Annotated in this window: 21 protein-coding genes; 14 read left to right on the plus strand and 7 right to left on the minus strand. The window is 72.7% G+C overall.

Annotated elements, in window-relative coordinates:
- Positions 1 to 110 precede the first annotated feature (110 nt).
- Positions 111 to 884 carry an SDR family NAD(P)-dependent oxidoreductase gene (locus QUG93_RS14365; protein ID WP_289474918.1) on the minus strand — a complete coding sequence of 258 codons (774 nt, stop codon included), beginning with the start codon at positions 882 to 884 and terminating at the stop codon, positions 111 to 113.
- A 71-nt stretch (positions 885 to 955) separates the two neighbouring features.
- On the opposite strand from QUG93_RS14365, the gene QUG93_RS14370 reads away from it, so the two are divergent.
- From QUG93_RS14370 to QUG93_RS14395, 6 genes are all read left to right on the plus strand, one after another.
- Entirely contained in the window at positions 956 to 1,675 is a 720-nt protein-coding gene (locus QUG93_RS14370) for an SDR family oxidoreductase (RefSeq protein ID WP_289474921.1), read from the plus strand.
- Positions 1,672 to 2,358: a FadR/GntR family transcriptional regulator gene (locus QUG93_RS14375; protein ID WP_289474924.1), complete on the plus strand. Its 687-nt coding sequence runs from the start codon at positions 1,672 to 1,674 to the stop codon at positions 2,356 to 2,358. The genes QUG93_RS14370 and QUG93_RS14375 overlap by 4 nt, the downstream gene beginning before the upstream one ends.
- Before the next feature lie 41 nt (positions 2,359 to 2,399).
- Positions 2,400 to 3,020, plus strand: a complete 621-nt coding sequence (locus tag QUG93_RS14380; RefSeq protein WP_289474926.1) for a DedA family protein — start codon at positions 2,400 to 2,402, stop codon at positions 3,018 to 3,020.
- 29 nt (positions 3,021 to 3,049) lie between these two features.
- Positions 3,050 to 3,922 (plus strand): SMP-30/gluconolactonase/LRE family protein, encoded by an 873-nt coding sequence (locus tag QUG93_RS14385; protein WP_353067776.1) that lies wholly within the window; start codon positions 3,050 to 3,052, stop codon positions 3,920 to 3,922.
- A gap of 7 nt (positions 3,923 to 3,929) precedes the next feature.
- On the plus strand, positions 3,930 to 5,081 hold the full coding sequence (rlmC, locus tag QUG93_RS14390) for a 23S rRNA (uracil(747)-C(5))-methyltransferase RlmC (protein ID WP_289474928.1): 1,152 nt from the start codon (positions 3,930 to 3,932) through the stop codon (positions 5,079 to 5,081).
- Between the two features lie 347 nt (positions 5,082 to 5,428).
- Positions 5,429 to 6,121: a LysM peptidoglycan-binding domain-containing protein gene (locus QUG93_RS14395; RefSeq protein WP_289474931.1), complete on the plus strand. Its 693-nt coding sequence runs from the start codon at positions 5,429 to 5,431 to the stop codon at positions 6,119 to 6,121.
- 60 nt (positions 6,122 to 6,181) lie between these two features.
- Here QUG93_RS14395 and QUG93_RS14400 read toward each other — a convergent pair whose 3' ends face one another.
- Both QUG93_RS14400 and QUG93_RS14405 read right to left on the minus strand, forming a co-directional pair.
- Positions 6,182 to 7,213 (minus strand): LCP family protein, encoded by a 1,032-nt coding sequence (locus QUG93_RS14400; RefSeq protein WP_289474933.1) that lies wholly within the window; start codon positions 7,211 to 7,213, stop codon positions 6,182 to 6,184.
- Between the two features lie 68 nt (positions 7,214 to 7,281).
- Positions 7,282 to 7,680, minus strand: a complete 399-nt coding sequence (locus tag QUG93_RS14405; RefSeq protein ID WP_289474936.1) for a MarR family winged helix-turn-helix transcriptional regulator — start codon at positions 7,678 to 7,680, stop codon at positions 7,282 to 7,284.
- 78 nt (positions 7,681 to 7,758) lie between these two features.
- Between QUG93_RS14405 and QUG93_RS14410 the strand changes: the two genes are divergently transcribed.
- From QUG93_RS14410 to QUG93_RS14430, 5 genes are all read left to right on the plus strand, one after another.
- Positions 7,759 to 9,885 carry an MMPL family transporter gene (locus tag QUG93_RS14410; protein WP_289474939.1) on the plus strand — a complete coding sequence of 709 codons (2,127 nt, stop codon included), beginning with the start codon at positions 7,759 to 7,761 and terminating at the stop codon, positions 9,883 to 9,885.
- Between the two features lie 12 nt (positions 9,886 to 9,897).
- The gene (locus tag QUG93_RS14415) at positions 9,898 to 10,548 is read left to right on the plus strand and encodes a GntR family transcriptional regulator (protein ID WP_289474942.1); all 651 of its coding nucleotides are present in this window, start codon (positions 9,898 to 9,900) and stop codon (positions 10,546 to 10,548) included.
- Between the two features lie 103 nt (positions 10,549 to 10,651).
- Positions 10,652 to 12,157: an LCP family protein gene (locus QUG93_RS14420; protein WP_289474944.1), complete on the plus strand. Its 1,506-nt coding sequence runs from the start codon at positions 10,652 to 10,654 to the stop codon at positions 12,155 to 12,157.
- An 85-nt stretch (positions 12,158 to 12,242) separates the two neighbouring features.
- On the plus strand, positions 12,243 to 12,803 hold the full coding sequence (locus QUG93_RS14425) for a sigma-70 family RNA polymerase sigma factor (RefSeq protein WP_289474946.1): 561 nt from the start codon (positions 12,243 to 12,245) through the stop codon (positions 12,801 to 12,803).
- 26 nt (positions 12,804 to 12,829) lie between these two features.
- Complete coding sequence (locus tag QUG93_RS14430) at positions 12,830 to 13,612, plus strand: endonuclease/exonuclease/phosphatase family protein (RefSeq protein ID WP_289474949.1); 783 nt, start codon at positions 12,830 to 12,832, stop codon at positions 13,610 to 13,612.
- Positions 13,613 to 13,639: 27 nt separating this feature from the next.
- Here QUG93_RS14430 and QUG93_RS14435 read toward each other — a convergent pair whose 3' ends face one another.
- Complete coding sequence (locus tag QUG93_RS14435) at positions 13,640 to 14,479, minus strand: hypothetical protein (RefSeq protein WP_289474952.1); 840 nt, start codon at positions 14,477 to 14,479, stop codon at positions 13,640 to 13,642.
- 158 nt (positions 14,480 to 14,637) lie between these two features.
- Here QUG93_RS14435 and QUG93_RS14440 point away from each other — a divergent pair, with 158 nt between their 5' ends.
- Positions 14,638 to 15,564: an SDR family oxidoreductase gene (locus QUG93_RS14440; protein WP_289474955.1), complete on the plus strand. Its 927-nt coding sequence runs from the start codon at positions 14,638 to 14,640 to the stop codon at positions 15,562 to 15,564.
- A 96-nt stretch (positions 15,565 to 15,660) separates the two neighbouring features.
- Here QUG93_RS14440 and QUG93_RS14445 read toward each other — a convergent pair whose 3' ends face one another.
- The gene (locus QUG93_RS14445; protein ID WP_289474957.1) at positions 15,661 to 15,978 is read right to left on the minus strand and encodes a hypothetical protein; all 318 of its coding nucleotides are present in this window, start codon (positions 15,976 to 15,978) and stop codon (positions 15,661 to 15,663) included.
- Positions 15,979 to 16,128: 150 nt separating this feature from the next.
- Here QUG93_RS14445 and QUG93_RS14450 point away from each other — a divergent pair, with 150 nt between their 5' ends.
- A complete protein-coding gene (locus QUG93_RS14450; protein WP_289474960.1) occupies positions 16,129 to 16,809 on the plus strand; it encodes a TetR/AcrR family transcriptional regulator in 681 nt (226 codons plus the stop codon).
- Positions 16,810 to 16,885: 76 nt separating this feature from the next.
- Positions 16,886 to 17,080 carry a DUF2795 domain-containing protein gene (locus tag QUG93_RS14455; protein ID WP_289474962.1) on the plus strand — a complete coding sequence of 65 codons (195 nt, stop codon included), beginning with the start codon at positions 16,886 to 16,888 and terminating at the stop codon, positions 17,078 to 17,080.
- Between the two features lie 216 nt (positions 17,081 to 17,296).
- Here QUG93_RS14455 and QUG93_RS14460 read toward each other — a convergent pair whose 3' ends face one another.
- A complete protein-coding gene (locus tag QUG93_RS14460) occupies positions 17,297 to 18,805 on the minus strand; it encodes a threonine/serine exporter family protein (RefSeq protein ID WP_289474965.1) in 1,509 nt (502 codons plus the stop codon).
- 53 nt (positions 18,806 to 18,858) lie between these two features.
- Positions 18,859 to 19,335: a hypothetical protein gene (locus tag QUG93_RS14465; RefSeq protein WP_289474967.1), complete on the minus strand. Its 477-nt coding sequence runs from the start codon at positions 19,333 to 19,335 to the stop codon at positions 18,859 to 18,861.
- Positions 19,336 to 19,465 lie beyond the last annotated feature (130 nt).

Here is a 19,465-nt window from a genome sequence, read left to right on the forward strand (position 1 = left end):
GGCACCTCCTCGGGGTCGGGCTGCAGTCCGGCTCACTGGGCCCTCACAGCTTACGGAACGCTCGGTGGCAAGTTCCTGAGCGACCGGACAGCCCTGCCCCGATCGCCGCCTCAGCGCCCGTGCGCCCGTGCGGGCATCTGCGTCGCGAGCTTGCCCCCGGACACGTCGACGAGGGTGCCGGTGATGTACCCGGCCGCGTCGCTCGCCAGGAAGACGAGCAGGTCGGCCACGTCGTCCGGGGTCTCCCACCGGCGGAGCGACAGTGTGTCGAGCAGCCGGTCCTGCTCCGCCGTCGGCATCTCGGCGAACCCGTTCATCGCCGTCGGCACCATGCCGGGTGCGTACGCGTTCACCGTGATGCCCCACGGACCGAGCTCCGACGCGAGCACGCGGGTGAACGCCACGACCGCCGACTTCGACGCGGCGTAGGCAGCGCTGCCCACGCTCGGCACGATCGCCGCGAACGAGGCCGCGTTGACGATCCGTCCGCGTCCGGCGGCCTGCATGACCGGGGCGACGGCCTGGCTCACCAGGAACGTCCCGCCCAGGTTGACGTCCATGCAACGACGCCAGGCGTCCCACTCCAGCTCCGTGACGGCCCCGGTGACGTTGATGCCGGCGTTGTTGACCAGCACGTCGATCGTGCCGTGCCGTGCGACGACCGTGTCGACGGCCGCGCGGACCGACGCCGGGTCGGCCACGTCGCACACCACCTCGTCGATGCCCGAGGGCGAGGTTGAGGGCGAGGGCGGGGCCTCGTCGAAGGCGAGGTCGAACGCGACCACCCGGCAGCCCTCCGCAGCGAAGCGGGCGGCCAGCGTCCGGCCGATGCCGCGCGCGGCTCCGGTGACGACCACCACGCGGTCGGTCAGGTCGAGGTGCATCGTCGCTCCCGTCGTCGGAGGCCGTCGACTCCGTGCGGCGCCCGTGCCTCGAATGGTCATACTATTGGAGCATGGCAGCGAGGGTGCTCTGGGTCACCGGTGGCGGCAGCGGCATGGGTGCTGCGAGTGCGGTCGCGGCCGCTCGCGACGGGTGGACCGTCGTGCTGAGCGGTCGGCGCCCCGACCGCCTCGAGCAGGTCGCCGACGCGGTGCGCGCGGCCGGTGGGGCAGCGGACGTGCTGCCGCTCGACGTCACGGCGCAGGACGCCGTCGCTGCCGCACGCGACGACGTGCTCCGGCGTCACGGACGCATCGACGGGCTCGTGCTCGCCGCGGGGCTGAACACCCGGGGCAGACGGTGGGACGACCAGTCGCTGGCCGACGTCCGTGCGGTCCTCGACACGAACACGACGGCGGTCGTGACCGTCGTCGACGCGGCGCTGCCCGCGCTGCGCGATGCGGGTGGCGTCGTCGTCGTGGTGTCGTCGTACGCCGGGTGGTCCTTCCAGCCGGGGGCGGGAGTGGCGTACTCGGCGAGCAAGACGGCCCTCGGGTCGATCGTCCGGACGCTCAACCAGCAGGAGGCCGCGCACGGCGTCCGCGCCACGCACCTGTGCCCGGGCGACGTCGCCACGGACTTCCTCGACCAGCGGCCGCAGGTGCCGGACGCCGCCGCGCGGCAGCGCATGCTCCAGCCGGAGGACGTCGGTCGGACGGTCGCGTTCGTGCTCGGTGCCCCGGCGCACGTGCGGATCGACGAGCTCGTGCTGTCGCCGGTCTCGCAGCGGTGACGAGCACCTTCGACCGGGTCATCGACGCGATCGGCGCAGCGGTCGTCTCCGGGGCGTTCCCCCGGGGCAGCCGTCGCAGCACGGACGAGCTGGTGGCGTGGACCGGCGCCAGTCGCAGCATCGTGCGCGAGGCCGTCCGGGTCCTGGTCTCGCTCGGGCTGCTCCACGCCGGTCGTCGGGTCGGCATCACCGTCCTCGGTGTGACGGAGTGGGACGTCCTCGACCCGCGCGTGGTGCGGTGGCGACTGCAGGGCCCGGACCGCGAACGAGCCTCGGCGGAGCTGCGTGAGCTCCGCGCCGCCGTGGAGCCGCTCGCGGCGGCCGCCGCGGCCCGACGGGCACCGCTCGAGGCGTGCGCGACCGGTCGGGAGGCACTGCTCACCACCGCGGACGAGCTCGCCGCCGCCGCGTCCGAGGACCGCCGCCTCGACTTCACGATCGCGGACGTCCGGTTCCACGCACTCGTGCTCGAGCTCTCCGGCAACGTCCTCTACCGTCGCCTGCACCGGGTGGTCGGCGAGGCGCTCCGGGAGCGCGGCAGCATCCGGCCGGACCGGCACGACGTCGGGCTGCACCGCACGCTCGCGCGGGCGGTCGCGACGGGCGACGCGGACGGCGCAGCCGACGCGATGCGGGAGATCGTGCGCAGGACGGAGCACGGACCGGACGCCGACCTGGGATGATCGACGTCGGCGTGCTTCCCCGCGCCCGTGGAGGTGGACCGGTGGACGCAGCGCAACAGCTGGTGCTCCAGCTCGTCGGTACGCCGTGGGCCTTCCTCGTGGTCGGACTCGTGCTGGCCGTCGGCAGCGTGGCGGTGTTCCTGCCGAGCCAGGCCCTGGTGGTGGCGATCGGCACGCTCCTCGTCGGTGGGGACGGCGGGCTCCTGCCGGTGCTGCTCCTCGTCGTCGCCGCCACGGTCGGCATGGTGCTCGGTGACCTCGGCCTCTGGCACCTGGCGCGGACCGTCGACCTCGGCTCCCGCTCCTGGTTCACCCGACCGAAGGTCCGCAGGGCGCGCGAGTCGATCGACGGCCGGTACCGCAGGGCCCCCGGGCGCATCGCGGTCCTCGGTCGCTTCATCCCCATGGGACGGCTCACGACGAACCTGGTCGGCGCGGACAGCGGGCTGGACCTGCGCACGTTCCTGGTCAGCTGCGCGCTCGCCGACGTCGTCTGGGCCGCGTACTGCGTCGGGATCGCGGCGGCGACCGGGAGCTGGAGCCGCGACCAGCCCTTCCTCGTCACGACCCTCGCGGTCGTGGCGTCGATCCTGCTCGGCCTCGCGATCTCGGCCATCGAGAAGGCCGTCCGCCGCCGCAGTGAGGCAGCAGCCGCAGCCTGACCCCCGCTCCACCGTTCGAAGGAGAACCCGTGCAGCTGACCGACCTCGTCCCCGATCCCGGCGCCCTCGAGCGGCTCGCCACCGGCAGCACGTGGGCCGAGGGGCCCTGCTGGATCCCCTCCTCGCGCACCCTCCGCTGGTCGGACATCCCGGGTGACCGCATCCTCCAGTGGCACCAGGACACCGGTGAGACCTCGACGTACGCCGCCGGGGTCGAGTTCACCAACGGCCGCACCCTCGACCGCGACGGGTCGGTCGTGCAGTGCTCGCACGGGCGCCGCCGGGTCGAGCGCGACCGCGCCGGGGTCGTCACGCCGGTGATCGACGGCTGGGCGGGTGGACGGCTCAACTCGCCGAACGACGTCGTCGTCACCCGAGACGGCACCGTGTGGTTCACCGACCCCGCGTACGGCATCACCCAGCCGCGCGAGGGGCACCCGGGTGAGCGGGAGTACGGCGACCACTGGGTCTTCCGGTGCGGACCCGACGGCGAGGACCTCCGCCCCGTGGTCCTCGACGTCGACGAGCCGAACGGCCTGGCGTTCTCGCCCGACGAGCGGGTGCTCTACGTCGCGAGCTCGTCGTCGGACGCGCCGGTGGTCCGCGCCTACGACGTCGACGGCGTCCGCGTGAAGAACGGCCGCGTGTTCGCCCGGCTCGACGACGGCGAGGGCGTGCCGGACGGCATCCGCGTCGACGAGCACGGCAACGTGTGGTCCTCGACGCACCGCGGGGTCACGGTCCTCGCGCCGGACGGCACGCGCATCGGAGACCTGCCGGTGCCGGAGGTCGTCGCGAACCTCTGCTTCGGCGGCGACGACGGCACGACGCTCTTCGTCACCGCGACGACGTCGGTGTACCGCATCCCGACCACGACACGGGACGCCGCTGCCGTATCCTGACCCGGCCATGCAGTGCGACTACTTCGACCGCGGGGTGTGCCGCTCGTGCACGCTCATGGGCCAGCCCTACGCCGATCAGGTGCTCGACAAGGAGATCCGCACACGCGAGCTCCTGCACGATGCGGTCGAGGCGGCGGGCGGCCCAGGGGTCGTCGAGTGGCTGCCGGCGGTCACCAGCCCCGAGTCCGGCTACCGGAACAAGGCGAAGATGGTCGTCGGCGGGACGGTGCAGCGTCCGACGGTCGGCATCCTCGACCACCGGCAGCGCGGGGTCGACCTCCGCCACTGCGGCATCTGCACCCCCGGCATCCGGCGCGCACTCCCGGTGCTGGCGGACTTCGTCGCCGACGCCGGGCTCATCCCGTACGACGTCGGCGCGCGCCGTGGCGAGCTGAAGTTCGTCCTCGTGACGGAGTCACCCGACGGCGAGCTCATGGTGCGCTTCGTGCTGCGCTCCGAGGGGCAGCTGCCCCGCCTCCGTGCACACCTCGACACCCTCCGCCGCGTGCTGCCGGAAGCCGTCGTGGTTACCGCGAACCTGCTGCCCGAGCACAAGGCCGTCACCGAGGGGGACCGCGAGGTCGTGCTCACCGACCAGGAGACCCTGCCGATGCGCTTCGGCACGGTGACCATGCACCTGCGGCCGCAGAGCTTCTTCCAGACGAACACCGCCGTCGCCGCACAGCTCTACGACCAGGCGACGGCGTGGATCGACGAGGTGGCGCCGGCGTCGATGTGGGACCTGTACTGCGGCGTCGGGGGGTTCGCCCTGCACGCTGCCCGGCCCGGCCGGACGGTCACCGGCATCGAGACGAGTCGCGAGGCGATCCGATCGGCCAAGCAGTCCGCCCGCGAGGCCGGGCTGTCCGACGTGCGCTTCGCCGCCGACGACGCGACCGAGCACGCACTCCGGGCCCGTCCCGGCACGCTCCCCGAACTCGTCGTCGTGAACCCGCCCCGCCGGGGCGTCGGCGAGACGCTCGCGACCTGGCTCGAGGAGTCCGACGTGCAGCACGTCGTCTACTCGAGCTGCAACCCGGTGACCCTCGCGAAGGACCTCGCGCGCATGCCGTCCTACCGCCTCCGCCGGGCCCGTGTGCTCGACATGTTCCCGCAGACCGGACACCTGGAGGCCGTGACGCTGCTGTCCAGACGGTGATCAGGCGGCGGCCAGGAGGCGGACGGGAGGCTCGCGGCGGGCCCGCCACGGGCCTCCCGTCCGCCGCATTGCCAGGGAACTGCCAAGGTGGCGTACCCGGGTACGTCCCGATCGCCATGCTCATGGTGATCGAGGCGTACAGGAAGGCCACCGGGGTACATACCATCGTCCCGTAGAACCGTTGGTCTCGGTTTGATAACGACCGCGAGTTTCCTATGGTTGCCGACCAGGCGACGCCGGCACGAGTCCACTGCCCCCGGCGGAGCACCCCACAACGTGACCGCGATCGGTCGGGACGGGCAGTGGCGACCGGCTCTCGGTCCGTGGTCCCGGTGGAGCGATCAACCATGAAGAAGCTTTCCCGTACCCGCACCATCGTCGGCGGCCTGGCGTTCGCCGGCATCGCCGCGACCGGTGTCGGCCTCGCGGCGACGCCCGCGAACGCAGCATCCGGCTCGACCTGGGACGCGCTCGCGCAGTGCGAGTCCGGCGGCAACTGGGCCATCAACACCGGCAACGGCTACTACGGCGGCCTGCAGTTCAACCTCGGCACCTGGCAGGCGCACGGGGGCACGGGCAACCCGGCCTCCGCGAGCCGCGCGACCCAGATCGCGGTGGCCGAGCGCGTCCTCGCATCGCAGGGGTGGGGCGCCTGGCCGGCCTGCTCCGCGAAGCTCGGCCTGAGCGGCACCGCCGGTGCGGCACCGCAGGCAGCAGCTCCGGCGCCCGCCGCCCCGCAGCAGGCGGCGCCGCAGCAGCAGGCCGCCCCGCAGCAGCAGACGACGCAGCAGGCTGCCCCGCAGCAGGCGGCTCCGAAGGCGACGACCCCGGCCGCGCCGAAGGTCACCGCGCCGAGCAAGCCCGCTGCGGTCGCCACCAGTGGCAAGACCTACACGATCCAGTCGGGCGACACGCTCGACTCGATCGCCACGAAGCTCGACGTCGACGGCGGCTACATGAAGCTGTGGGCTGCGAACACGTCGACGATCGACGACGCGAACCTGATCTACGCCGGCCAGGAGCTGCAGCTCCCCGCCTGATCGACCTCCCGATCCGACACGAGACCCCCGCGGCCCAGCGCCGCGGGGGTCTCGTGCGTCCTACCGGTCGCGTTCGGCGAGCCAGTCCTGCAGGTCGTCCGACCGCAGGGCGCGCGACACGTCCTGCCGGTCGAGTTCGTTCAGCGAGACGTAGGACTGCCCGTCCGGGGAGGTCCCGCCGCCGGCCGTCGGCAGCGTGAAGGTCACGAGGTCGTGGGCGCGGATGCCCCGGAGCGACCATCCGAGCGTCGCGATCGCCCTGGCGTCGAACCCGGCGTCGACGGCGACGTGCTCGCTCGTGGCCGCCACGAAGTCCTGCAGGCGCCCGGGGTTCGTGAGGGTGCCCCGGGAGAGCACCTGCTGGAACACGCCACGGAGGAACGCCTGCTGGTTGCGGACGCGGGTGTGGTCGGCGTCGGCGAATGCGTACCGCTCCCGCACGAAGACGAGTGCCTGCTCGCCGTCGAGGTGGTTCGTCCCGCGGGTGAAGTGGTGACCGCGCGCCGTGAAGTCCTCGCTCGACTGCACCGTCACGCCACCGAGTGCGTCGGTGACGTCCTGGAAGCCGGCGAAGTCGATCTCCGCGACGTGGTCGATCCGCACGTCGAGGAGCTGTTCGACGGTCTGCACCGTGAGGGGGATCCCGCCCCAGGAGTACGCGGCGTTGATCTTCGCCCGACCGTGCCCCGGGACGTCGACCCACGAGTCGCGGAGGATCGACATCAGGTACACGTGCCGACGGTCGGCGGGGACGTGCACGAGCATCAGCGAGTCCGAACGCCCGCCGGCCGCGTGGTCGCCGTCGGGATCGCGGGCTGCCCGCGAGTCGGATCCGACGAGCAGGAGGTTCTCCGCCGTGCCGGACGCGGCGGGACGGGACCCGGCGGGGAACGGGTCGGCGAGGGCATCGGAGCGCTGGTCGAAGCTGCTCGCGAGGCCGCCGACGAAGACCGCGGCGGCGACGGCGAGGGCGGTCGCAGCGGCGACCAGCGTGCCGCCCGTCACGAGGAGTGCGACGAGGAACGGACGCTTCCTGCGCGGTGGTCGGGCTGTTGCCTCGGCCGCCGCTCGGGCGGTGCGACGTTCGGACATCGGGACTCCTCGGGTCGGGTCGGCCCTGCGCCGACCCGGAAGAGCTTACCGTAACTGGTATTCCAGTATCAGACCCTGTGGAGGACGGCGCTCAGACGGCGCCGGAGCTCGGCGTCCTCGGGCAGGACCTCGCGCTCGATGTGCTGCGCGGTCTCCCATGCCCGACGCCCCGCCTCCGTGACCTGCACGACGCGGCGTCGCCCGTCCTCCGGGTGCGACGTCCGCTCGACCAGGCCGTCGCGTTCGGCGCGCTCGAGCGTCCGCGACATGGTCTGCGGCTGGACGCGTGCCGTCCGGGCGAGGGTGTCCGCACCCGTCGGGCCGGTCCGCAGCACGATGTCGATCGCGACGAGTGCGGCGTGGGTCAGCCCGATCGCCCGCAGTCGCTCGTCCCACTCGCGCTCGACGGCGCGGGCGGCGGCGGAGAGGAGGCGTCCGAGCGGCCACTGCTCGGCAGGTTCGGACATGGCAGGATCCTACCGGCGCGGCACCTGCCCTCCGGGGAAAGTAGTCAGCATGCTGACGATCGGTGTACGCTCCCCGACGTGTCCAGGTTCCTCCGTGCCGTGCTGCCCGCCCTCGTCATCGTCGTCTGGCTCGTCGTCGCCGGTGTCGGCGGTCCGGTCTTCGGGAAGATCTCCGAGGTCGCGACGAACGACCAGACCTCGTTCCTGCCCGCGTCGGCCGACGCCACGAAGGTGCAGGAGCGTGCGTCCGCGTTCCGCCAGGCGTCCGGGGTGCCCGCGATCGTCGTCCTCGAGCGCGACGGCGGACTGACGGGTGCCGACCTCGCCGACGCGCAGCGGCTCGCGGACACGATCGGCGACCGTGACGACGTGCAGGCGGTCAGCCCGGCGATCCCGAGCGAGGACGGTGACGCGGTGGAGATCGTCGCGACACCCACCGAGGACGCCGACACCGGTGACGTCGTCACGGCCATCCGGGCGCAGGTCGACGACGCGCTGCCCTCCGGGGTGGACGGGTACGTGACCGGTCCGGCTGGCTTCACGGCGGACCTCACCGCGGCGTTCGCGGGCATCGACGGCCTGCTGCTCGGTGTCGCGCTCGCCGCCGTCTTCGTCATCCTCGTGGTGGTCTACCGTTCACCGCTGCTGCCGTTCCTCGTGCTCGGCACGGCGACGTTCGCCCTCTGCGCCTCGATCCTCGTCGTGTACGCGCTGGCGAAGGCCGGGATCGTCACCGTGAACGGGCAGGTGCAGGGCATCCTGTCCATCCTGGTGATCGGTGCCGCCACCGACTACGCGCTCCTCTACACGGCGCGGTACCGCGAGGCGCTGCGGGAGCACCGCACCGGGTGGGACGCGACCAGGGCGGCACTGCGCGGCGCCACCGAGCCGATCGTCGCCTCGGGCGGGACCGTGATCGTCGGCGTGCTCTGCCTGCTGCTGTCCGACCTGAACTCGAACAAGGCGCTCGGTCCGGTCGCGGCGATCGGCATCGCGTCCAGCCTGCTCGCGGCGCTCACGCTGCTGCCCGCGCTGCTCCTGGTCTTCCGCCGCGCGGCGTTCTGGCCGCTGCGTCCGCGGTTCGGCAGCGGGGAGCGCGCGCTGACGGGTCCCGACGCCACCGGGCTCTGGGCGCGCGTGGGCCGGCTCGTGGCGCGCCGGTCCCGAACGGTGTGGATCGTCTGCACCGTGGCGCTCCTGGCGATGGGCAGCGGGCTGATCGGGCTGCGTGCCGACGGGGTGCCGCAGAGCGACCTCGTCATCGGGGCGTCCCAGGCGCGGGAGGGCCAGCAGGTCCTCGCCGACCACTTCCCCGGTGGGTCCGGGAGCCCGGCCCAGGTGATCGGTGCGGAGCGCGACCTGGACGCGCTCGTCGACGCGGTCCGCTCGGTGCCCGGCGTCGACGGGGTGGTCGCCGCGTCGAAGGACGCCCCGTCGGGCACGGTGCCCGTCGACCCGGCAGGTCCGGATGGTGCCCCGGCCGCCGCCGCTCCCACGGTCTCGCGCGGCGACGTCCTGCTCGAGGCGACCCTCACCGACCCGGCCGACTCCGCCGCTGCCGAGCAGACCGTCCGCGAGCTCCGGACGGCGGTCGAGCGGGTGGACCGGGACGCGCTCGTCGGGGGCGTCACGGCGACCGCCCTCGACACGAACGACACCGGCATCCGGGACCGGACCGTGATCATCCCCGTGGTGCTCGCGGTCATCCTGCTGATCCTCGTGCTGCTCCTCCGCAGCGTCGTCGCGCCGCTCGTGCTCATCGGCAGCGTGATCGTGTCCTTCGCGGCCGCGCTCGGCGTCGGCGCGCTGGTGTTCGACCACGTGTTCCACTTCCCCGGAGCGGACCCGTCCGTGCCGCTGTTCGCGTTCGTGTTCCTCGTCGCGCTCGGGGTCGACTACAACATCTTCCTCATGACCCGGGTGCGCGAGGAGACGCTCCGGCACGGTCCGCGCGAGGGCGTCCTGCGCGGGCTGGCCGCGACGGGCGGGGTCATCACCTCGGCCGGCGTCGTGCTGGCGGCGACCTTCGCTGCCCTCGGGGTGATCCCGATCCTGTTCCTCGCGCAGATCGCCTTCGTCGTGGCCTTCGGCGTCCTGCTCGACACCGTGGTGGTCCGGTCCCTGCTCGTCCCGGCGCTCGTCGTCGACCTCGGGCGCCGCGCCTGGTGGCCGTCGCGCCTCTCGCGGACCGGCCGTCACATGTGACACGCTGGTGTCATGCCAGTCCCCTCGACGCAGCCCGCCGCCGAACGCAAGCTGCTCCGCGACACCGTGCAGGACAAGATCCGCGACGCGATCATGGACGGCACGCTGGAGCCGGGGGAGCGGCTGAACGACGACGACCTGATCGCCTGGCTCGGCGTCTCCCGCACCCCCATCCGCGAGGCCCTGGCGGAGCTCGCCCGCGCCGGGCTGATCGAGATGGCGCCGAACCGCTACACCCGGGTCGCTGCGCCGACGAAGGACGAGCTGCTCGACGCGTACCGCACGCTCGGCGTGATCTACGGCGGTGTCGTCCGGCTGGCCGTGCCGCGCTTCTCCGCTGCCGAGCGGAAGAAGATCGTGGCGATGATCGACGACGTCGCTGCCCGGGTCGACGCGCAGCACCAGGACGAGGTCGCTCGCGAGGGCTCCGACATCTACGCGATGTGGGCCGACGCCTGCGGCAACGCCTCGCTCGCCCAGCTGTGCCGCGCCACCACCGACGGACTGGCCTTCAAGCTGCGCGTCCCCGAGCTGGCGGAGCTCGTGCCGGCCGAGGTGGTCCGCCCCGAGCTCGACCGGCTCAAGGCCGCCGTCCTCGACCAGGACCCGATCGCGGCCGAGCTCGCGATGGAGGCCATCCACCTCCTGCCGACGCGGGACTGACGCGGCCGCCGACGCGGGACCGACGCGACGGGGCGTTCAGCCTCGGCGGACGACCTTCAGGGGTTTCCCTGTCCGTTCCACGCTGTGCGGTTATGGTTTCCGGGTGAGCATCGAACCCGAGCAGACGACGCGCCGTGCCCGCCGCGGCCACGTGCCGCCGCGCCACGGGCGCCAGAAGCGCGGGGGCGGCGTCGTCCTCCCCGCCATCGCCGGCGTGCTGGCCATGGGGCTGGTCCTGACCGGCGGGTACGCCGCGTTCGCCTTCACCAGCCTGAACAACGGCGTCACGAAGATCGACGCGATCGCACCTCGGTCGAACGGTGACGACGACGTGGACGGGCAGGCGCAGAACATCCTGCTCGTGGGCGACGACCACCGGCCGGACAACGCGACGCCCGAGCAGATGGCCGAGCTCAGCACGACGAGCGACGGCGGCGCGACGAACACCGACACGATGATCGTGCTGCACATCAACGCCGACGGTTCGCAGGCGACGATGATCTCGTTCCCGCGCGACTCGTACGTCGACATCCCCGGCGTCGGCAAGGGCAAGCTCAACAGTGCCTTCTACTACGGCACCCTCAACGGTGGCGGCGACACCGGCGGCGCGAAGCTGCTGATCCAGACCATCCAGGACCTCAGCGGTCTGACCATCGACCACTACGTGCGCGTCTCGCTGCTCGGCTTCTACCAGGTGGTCAAGGAGCTCGGCCCGGTCGAGGTCTGCCTCAACAACGCGGTGGACGACCCGTACTCCGGGGTGGACCTGCCCGCGGGCACCTCGCAGCTCGATGCCAAGCAGGCCCTGTCGTTCGTGCGTCAGCGCCACGGGCTGCCGAACGGTGACCTCGACCGGAACGTCCGCCAGCAGTACTTCCTGTCGCAAGAGGCCCGGAAGGTCCTGTCCGCGGGCACGCTCCTCAACCCGATCAAGATGAACGCCATCCTCAGCGCGGTCGGCGGCTCGATCCAGACGGACACCGACCTGGTCTCCCTCGCGACCCAGATGCGGAACCTGCGACCCGGCAACATCCAGTCGGCCACGATCCCGACCCTCGGCACCCCCACCATCACCGTGAACGGTTCGCCGCTCTCGATCGTGCAGGTCGACACCGTCGGGCTCCCCGCCTTCGTGCAGGGGCTGGTCGGTGCGCCTGAGCAGTACACGAAGGCCACGGCCGCGCAGCCCGCGGCGACGAGCGTGACGGTGCTGAACGGCAGTGGGGTCACCGGGGCTGCCGGCGCGGCGACCGCGAACCTGACCGCGCGTGGGTTCCAGGCCGGCGCGCCCGGTTCCTCGGAGACGACGAAGACGACCCAGGTGCAGTACCCCGCGGGGCAGGAGGCGCAGGCGAAGGCCGTCGCCGCCGTCGTGCCGGGTGCCGTCGCCGTCCGCTCGACGACCGTGACCGGCGTCACGCTGGTGCTCGGGTCCGACGGCAAGACCGTCACCGCACCGGCCCCCGCCGGGGACGCGTCCTCGGCTCCGGCCGACGGGTCGACCGGATCCGGGGCCTCGGAGCCGGCGCAGCCGTCGAAGTCGTCCGAACCGAAGCCGAGTTCGACCGACGTGAAGAGCTACGGCAAGGAAGGCGTCTGCATCAACTGACGGTCGTCCGACAGTCGGCTGGCCATCGGTCGGCGCCGACGTGTCCTGCTTGCACGTGGTGCACGGTGACATGTGGAATGCCACGGTGCACCACGACCTCCGACGCTGCCGTGACGAGGAGCGTGAGCTCCTGCTCCGCTCGGCCGCGGGCGACCACGACGCGTTCACCGAACTCCACCGACGCTTCCGACCGCTCGTCGAGTCGTGGGTGCGGCACCACCTGGTCGACCGGAGCCTGTCCGAGGAGGTCGTGCAGGACGTCCTCCTCGAGGTCTGGTGTCGAGCGGGTCGCTACGACCCGCAGCACGCTCCGGTCTCGTGGATCAGGACGATCGCGCAGCGCCGTGCGATCGACCGGGTCCGCAAGGCCGAGGCGGACCGGCAGCGTGACCTCCGCATCGGGACCCGCTTGCTCGACACCGTCGACCACGCAGCGACGGAACGGGCCGAGGGTGCTCTGGAGCGCGCGGCGCTGCACCGCGCGATCGCGGCGTTGCCGACGCGGCAGCGCGAGGCCGTCGTCCTCCGGCACCTCGGTGAGCTGAGCGGTCCGGAACTCGCCGAACGACTCGGGGTTCCGCTCGGGACCGCGAAGACCCGCGCCCGCGACGGCCTGCTGACCCTGCGACGCAGCCTGGGGTGTTGACGGGTCACCCTGGGTATGTTCGACCGGTGAGCCACGTCGCCCGTCCGATCACCCTGATGACCTACAACATCAAGAACCCGGATCCCGCCCACGACTGGCCCGCGCGGCTGCCGCTGGTGCGCGAGATCATCCGTCGCCACGACCCGGACGTGCTCTGCGTGCAGGAGGCGTTCGACCACCAGATGGACGCTCTCCGCGCAGGTCTGCCGGACCACGGCGACGTCGGGCAGGGACGCGAGGGCGGTACCGCCGGCGAGCACGCGGCGATCTTCTTCCGGCGCGACCGGCTGCGTCCCGTCGACGTCGGGAGCTTCTGGCTGTCGGACACCCCGGACGAACCGGTGTCGAACACGTGGGGGAGCCTGTACCCGCGGATCGCGAACCACGCCCGCTTCGTGGACGCCGAGGGCGGCGCCTTCACGGTCCTGACGTCGCACTTCGACCACGAGCCGAACGACCACGGCGACGAGGTGCGACGCCGGAGCGCGGCCCTCGTCGTCGAGCGGCTCAGCTCGGTCGACGGTCCGGTCGTCTTCGCCGGCGACTGCAACGAGCCGGCCGGACAGGGCGCGGCATCGCAGGTGTTCGCGGACGCCGGCTACGAGGACGCCTGGGTGGTGGCAGGCGACCCGGACGACCGGACCGCCTCGTTCAACGACTGGCAGGAACCGGACCCCACGGGAGAGCGGATCGACTGGGTGCTCACCCGCGGTGGGGTCCAGGTCGAGCGCGTCGTGATCGACCACGACGGACCGGAGACGTGGGCAGCGAGCGACCACTTCCCGGTGGTGGCGACCATCCGGCCCTGACGGCCCTGACGGCCCTGACGGCCCGGCTCAGCAGGACCGGCGGGCGTGCACGGGCATCGGCGACCCGATGACCGTGACCTCGGTGTCGTCCGTCAGCGCGGAGACGCCGTTCGTGCCCTGCTCGTCCGACTCGTCGTCTGCGTCGTCACGGGTGTCCGTGTCGGTCGTCGGGGCCGCGCTCGGCGTGCCACGCTCGACCCGCGGTTCGTCGTGCGCGTCGCCATCGGGCTGGACGTCGCCGTCGGTCGACTCCCACCCGGGCTCGAGCAGGAGCTGCCAGGCCCGGGAGTCGCCGGACCCGAACGAGACCTTGTCGGCCTTCGACGCCGAACGCAGTTCGTCCTCGACGTCGTCGCCGACCTGCACGCCGTCCGGTCCGGTCAGGTCGATCCGGTCGCCGCCGCGCGTCCGCACGGCGTCCTTGAGCACCCGGATCTCGACCGCGTTCCCCGCCGCGGCCGGGGCGGTCATCGCCGCGACGCGGATCGCCCCGCCCCAGGTGTAGGTGGTGCCGGACGGGAAGCACGCACCGCCGTCGCCGACGGCCGTCTGCGTGCGGGACGGCGTGCCGAGGAGCCGGTCGAGCAGGTCGACGGTGGACCGCGCGTCGCGCATCGAGGTCTCGGCCACGGTGTGGTCGTCGTGCTGGAACAGGAGCGACTCGGCGTCGAGCTCGATGGTGTCGACCCGCCGCAGCTCGCGGTTCGTGACCCGGACCGCCGGCTGTGCGGACGGCGCGACGTCGCTGCGGTCCTCGGCGGCGGACGCCGGGGTGACGCTCCCGAGCGCCGTCGCGTCGACCCCGACCGTGCAGGCCGTCACGGCGAGCACGGCAGCGCCGAAGGCGATCGCAGTACGGGGAGTCATCACTCGACCGTACGACGTGGCACCGCACAGGACGACAGGTGTTACCGAATCGCAGCCCGGTCGTCACGCGTTCGTGATCTTGGGGATGTGTCACGGACGTCCCGCGGGGGACACCCGGCTGGACGGACCGCGGTGCCCCGGTGCGTACCGTCCAGGCCATGACGGAGCAGCAGAACGACCAGGGAGCCATCGACCAGTACTCGATGCAGGACCCGACGAAGATGTACGCCGACAAGAAGCCCGACGAGCAGTACCTGCAGGGTGCCGGTACCGACGAGGAGATGGCGCAGAACGTCCCCGCGGACCACGGTGAGGACACCTACCGCGGCTCGGGACGCCTGGCCGGGCGCAAGGCCCTGGTGACCGGCGGTGACTCCGGCATCGGTGCCGCCGTCGCGATCGCCTACGCCCGTGAGGGTGCTGACGTGGCCATCGTCTACCTGCCCGAGGAGCAGGAGGACGCAGACCGCATCGTCGGGCTCATCGAGGACGCCGGGCGCACCGCCGTCGCGATCCCCGGGGACATCAAGGACCTCGCGTTCTGCGAGGAGCTCGTCCAGAAGGCCGTCGACGGCCTCGGCGGACTCGACATCGTCGTGAACAACGCCGGCAAGCAGCAGAACGTCGACGACATCACGAAGATCTCGGACGAGGAGTTCGACGAGACGTTCAAGACGAACGCCTACGCGACGTTCCGCATCACCAAGGCCGCGGTGCCGCACCTGAAGCCGGGCTCGACGATCATCAACACGACGTCGATCCAGGCGTACGCGCCGTCCCCGCACCTCGTGCACTACGCCGCCACGAAGGCGACCGTGAACAACATGGCGAAGGGCCTCGCTGCGCAGCTCGCGCCGAAGGGCATCCGCGTCAACGCCGTCGCACCCGGTCCGATCTGGACCCCGCTGCAGCCGGCTGGCGGCCAGCCGCCGGAGGCGCTGCCCTCCGCCGGCGAGCAGACCTACCTCGGCCGCTGGGGCCAGCCCGCCGAGCTCGCGCCGGCGTTCGTCTTCCTGGCGAGCGGTGAGTCGTCCTACGTGGTCGGCGAGACGCTCCACGTCGACGGCGGCATGCCGACCCCGTGAGACGCGTGGCCTGACGCGCGTACACCGCAGACGGACGGGAGGCACGGTGCCAGCTGGCACCGTGCCTCCCGTCCGTCTGTCCGTCTGTCCGTCACTTCAGCAGGCGACGGACCGCGCCATCCGCTCCAGCAGCTCCCGCGCGGACATCGCCGCGGTGAGCTCGACCTCGACCGGGTTGATGCCGACCGCGCGTTCGAACGCGCGGCGTCGGGCCTGGTCGGCGAGCGGGACCTCCGGCCGCTGCGGCAAGCGGGCGATCGCGCGTGCTGCCGCGTCGAAGGCGCCCGCCGGGGAGCCGAGCTGCTCCCACATCGTCCGCACGTCGTGCGCGACCTGCTCGTCGTCGCCGCCGAACTCGAAGCCGGCCGACGCCATCGTGGCCAGTCCCTGTGCGATCGGGTCCTCGGGAGTCATCCCGGCATGGTCGCACGGGACCCCGGTGACGCGCAGTGGGGTCCGATCCTTGTCCCCCGACATGCTGACACCCGGACCGGGGATGCTGTGTCCCCCGACACTGCGGTTTGATGGGAGGGCGGACAGGACGTCCGCCGCACGACGGAGGGCATGATGCTCGAACACACCAGCGCGGACACGCAGGCGGCAGCCGCCGCGGCCGCCACCCTGCACCTGCGGATCACGATCGTCGGTGCGACCGTCGACCTGCTCCGCGACGTGCCCTTCCACGAAGCGCACGTCGGCCTCGTCGCGGAGCGCATGGACATCACGACCGACGAGCTCCGGCAGCACTTCCCGTCGTGGGACGGCCTGGTGCTCGCAGCCCTGGACCGGTGGAACGGCTCCCGGATGGACGAGGTCACGCGCGAGGTCGGTGACGGCCCGACGGTCGAGCTGCTGCGTGCGATCGTCGCTTCGAACGCCGAGGACCCCGCGCTCATGCGGCTCCTCGTCGCGCTGCTGTCGGTCGCCGGCAACCCCGCGCACCCGATGGCCACGTACCTGCGCTCGCGGTACCAGCTCTTCACCTCGCAGATCCGCCGCGGGCTCGAGCACGACATCGCCGTGGGCCGTGCGCCGCACACGATGGACCCGCGGCGCGGCGCGGAGCAGCTCATCGCCCTGTACGAGGGGCTGCAGCTGCAGGCCATGCTGCGCTCGGACCTCGACCTCGTCCCCGCCTTCGACCGTGCCGTGGCGCGTCTCGAGCGTGGGTGGATGGAGCGGTACGAGCCCCGCGCCGCGCAGCGCTTCTCGAACTGGAGCGACGGCGGCAGCTGGGAGATCTGAGCCGCAGGGCGCACTGGCCGGGCCGGTGCGCAGGGACCCCGGCGTAGTCCTGGATGCTCCGAGCGAAGGAGCCGACATGGCAGCACCGAACCCGATCCAGGTCCAGAAGTACCTCAGCGGCATCGACTACCCCGCCTCCAAGGAGGACATCGTGTCGACCGCGAAGCAGGAGAGCGCGCCGGACGACGTGCTCGAGGCGCTGGGGAACATCCCGGACGGCGACTACGACGCACCGACCGCGGTGACGAAGGCCGTCTCCGACGCGGGCTGATCCATGGGCGAGCACCGGCTCGCCCAGCACCGTCCGCACCCCGTCGCGGACGTCGCACCCCGTCGAACCGGGGCGCGGCGTCCGCCGCGGGGTGCGACTGTGTGCGGCGGCCCGGCGGCCCGGCGGCCCGGCGGCCCGGCGGCCCGGCGGCGCGGCGGCGTCCGACGGAGCGGCGCTGCGCGTCCGCGCGATCGGGTCCGGCGGCGTCGCTGCCGATCAGCGGGGGCGGTGTCCCCGCGGGACCGAGCCGTTGCCGGGATCGTAGCCGGTGTCGCGCAGCACGGGGATCGCGGTCGTGTCGTTGTGGACCGAGTGCACCGTCACCCGTCGAGCGCGACGCAGGGCCCGTCGCGCGCCGGGCGTCGCCACGAGGCCGCCGAGCACGAGGCCCGCGCCGATGCCGAGTGCCACGGAGACCGCCGCCACGAAGTCGAGTGCCGCCCCGGACGAGCCGGACATGAAGTTGAGCAGCGCGTTCGACACCGCGACACCGGGCAGCAGTGCTCCGCAGAACGCCGGCACCGCGATCGCCGCCACCGCCGTGCGCATCCGCGCCGCCGCGATGGTCGACAGGACGCCGAGCAGCACCGACGCGATGAAGGTCGCCCCGAGGAGCGGCATGCCGAGGTGCCGCAGCTCCCACAGGAACGCGCCGGCGGCGACCGAGAACACCACGGCGACGGGGATCACCCGAGCGCTGGCCTGCTGCACGAAGCAGTTCGCCGCCGCCGAGACCACCGTCAGGGACAGCGACAGCCAGAGCGGCAGGGGCTGCAGCACGATCCCGGACGGGTCGACCTCGATGCTGAGCCACTGCAGCACCGCGATGCCCGCAGGCACCCCGACCACGATCGCGGCGATCACGAGCACGATGTAGAACGCCCGGGCGACGGCCATCGCGCGGAACCCGGAGATCGCGTCCTGTGCCCAGGTGACGAGTGACACGTGCGGCAGCAGCAGCACGACGAGCGCGGCGACCATGGTGGCCGCTCCGGTCGCGGTCAGCACGTCGGCCCAGATCGCCAGGGTGCCGAGCGCCGAGGCGACCGCGGCCTGCGCCCCGGACACGAAGAACTGCGGGAAGCCCCGACCGGTCAACCAACGCCCCGACACGATGATCCCGAGCATGAGCACGAAGGCGCCGACGCCCGCACGCCACCCGCCACCGGCCTGCACCGCGATCGAGGTCCCGAGCACCGACAGCCCCACGTCGGCCAGCCACGTCGGCCACCGGCTCGGCAGGCGCAGGACCGCCACGAGGGCGTTCACCGCGCTCGTCATGTCGCGTTCGCCGTGGACCAGGTCGTCGACGATCTGGTTCGCGCGCGCGAGCCGGTCCAGGTCGGAGCCGTCGGACTGCACCGTGCGGACCTTCACGAGCGGCGGGTGGTCGGCGGGGGCGTACTGGATCGTCACCGAGCTGCCCGAGAAGTCGAGGTCGAGCGGGGCGAGGTTCCACTTCGTCGACACCGCGACGACGGCGGTCTCGACGCTGCGGGTGTCGGCGCCGGAGGCGAGCATCACCTCGGCCAGGTCGAGGCAGAAGTCGACGATCTGCACGGGCGAGTACTGCTCGCGGGCCCGGGTGTCCGGGGTGACGTCCTCGTAGATGGTGCCGCGGAGCCTGGCCCGGGCGTCACGGACGTCGTGCTGGGCGAGGTTGCGGACGCGCGGCCGCGGAGGTCGTGGGGGCCGTGGGACGCCGGGGAGGAACTGCTCGGCCATCCGACCATGGTGCCAGCCGCCCGCGCCCGAGTCCGGACGTCGGCTGGACGTGGTCAGCGCCAGCGCCGGGCGCTGAGCCGTCCGGCCGAGAAGGCCGTGACGACCGCACCCACGAGGACCACGACCTGTCCCACGCGCTCCTGCCACGTGTGCGTGATCGGCAGCATGGCCTCGTCAGCGAGGGGCGCGTAGGCGAACCACCCGAACGACGGGTTCGGCGCGGCGAGGAGGACGACGACGCCGGCGACGAGCAGGACGATGCCCGTCAGGAGCGCGCGCGGCGTCCACGTCCGAGCGAGGCGAGCGGCACTGACCACTGCGACGATCCCGCCGACCAGGGCGAGGACCGACCCGGCGACGAGCTCTCCGTCGTACGTGCCGGCGACGAACGCGAAGTCGGTCCGCGACGCGCCCGTGATCAGGTCGGACGACTGCAGTCGCCTCGCCGCGAGGAGGACGACGCCGACGAGCGACACGAGGGCACCCACCCACGAGACGGTGTGGGAGCGGGTGCGGAACAGGCGGCGCATGCGGTCAACGGTACTGACGGACGGACGGGAGGCGGGGGGGCCGCGGGGCCCCCCCCCCCCCCCCCGGCGGGGGGGGGGGGGGCGGCGGGGGGGCGGGGGGGCGGGGAGGCGTGCGGCCGCCGGGCCCGCG

The sequence above is a fragment of the Curtobacterium caseinilyticum genome (genome assembly GCF_030363035.1).
Classification (GTDB): domain Bacteria; phylum Actinomycetota; class Actinomycetes; order Actinomycetales; family Microbacteriaceae; genus Curtobacterium; species Curtobacterium caseinilyticum.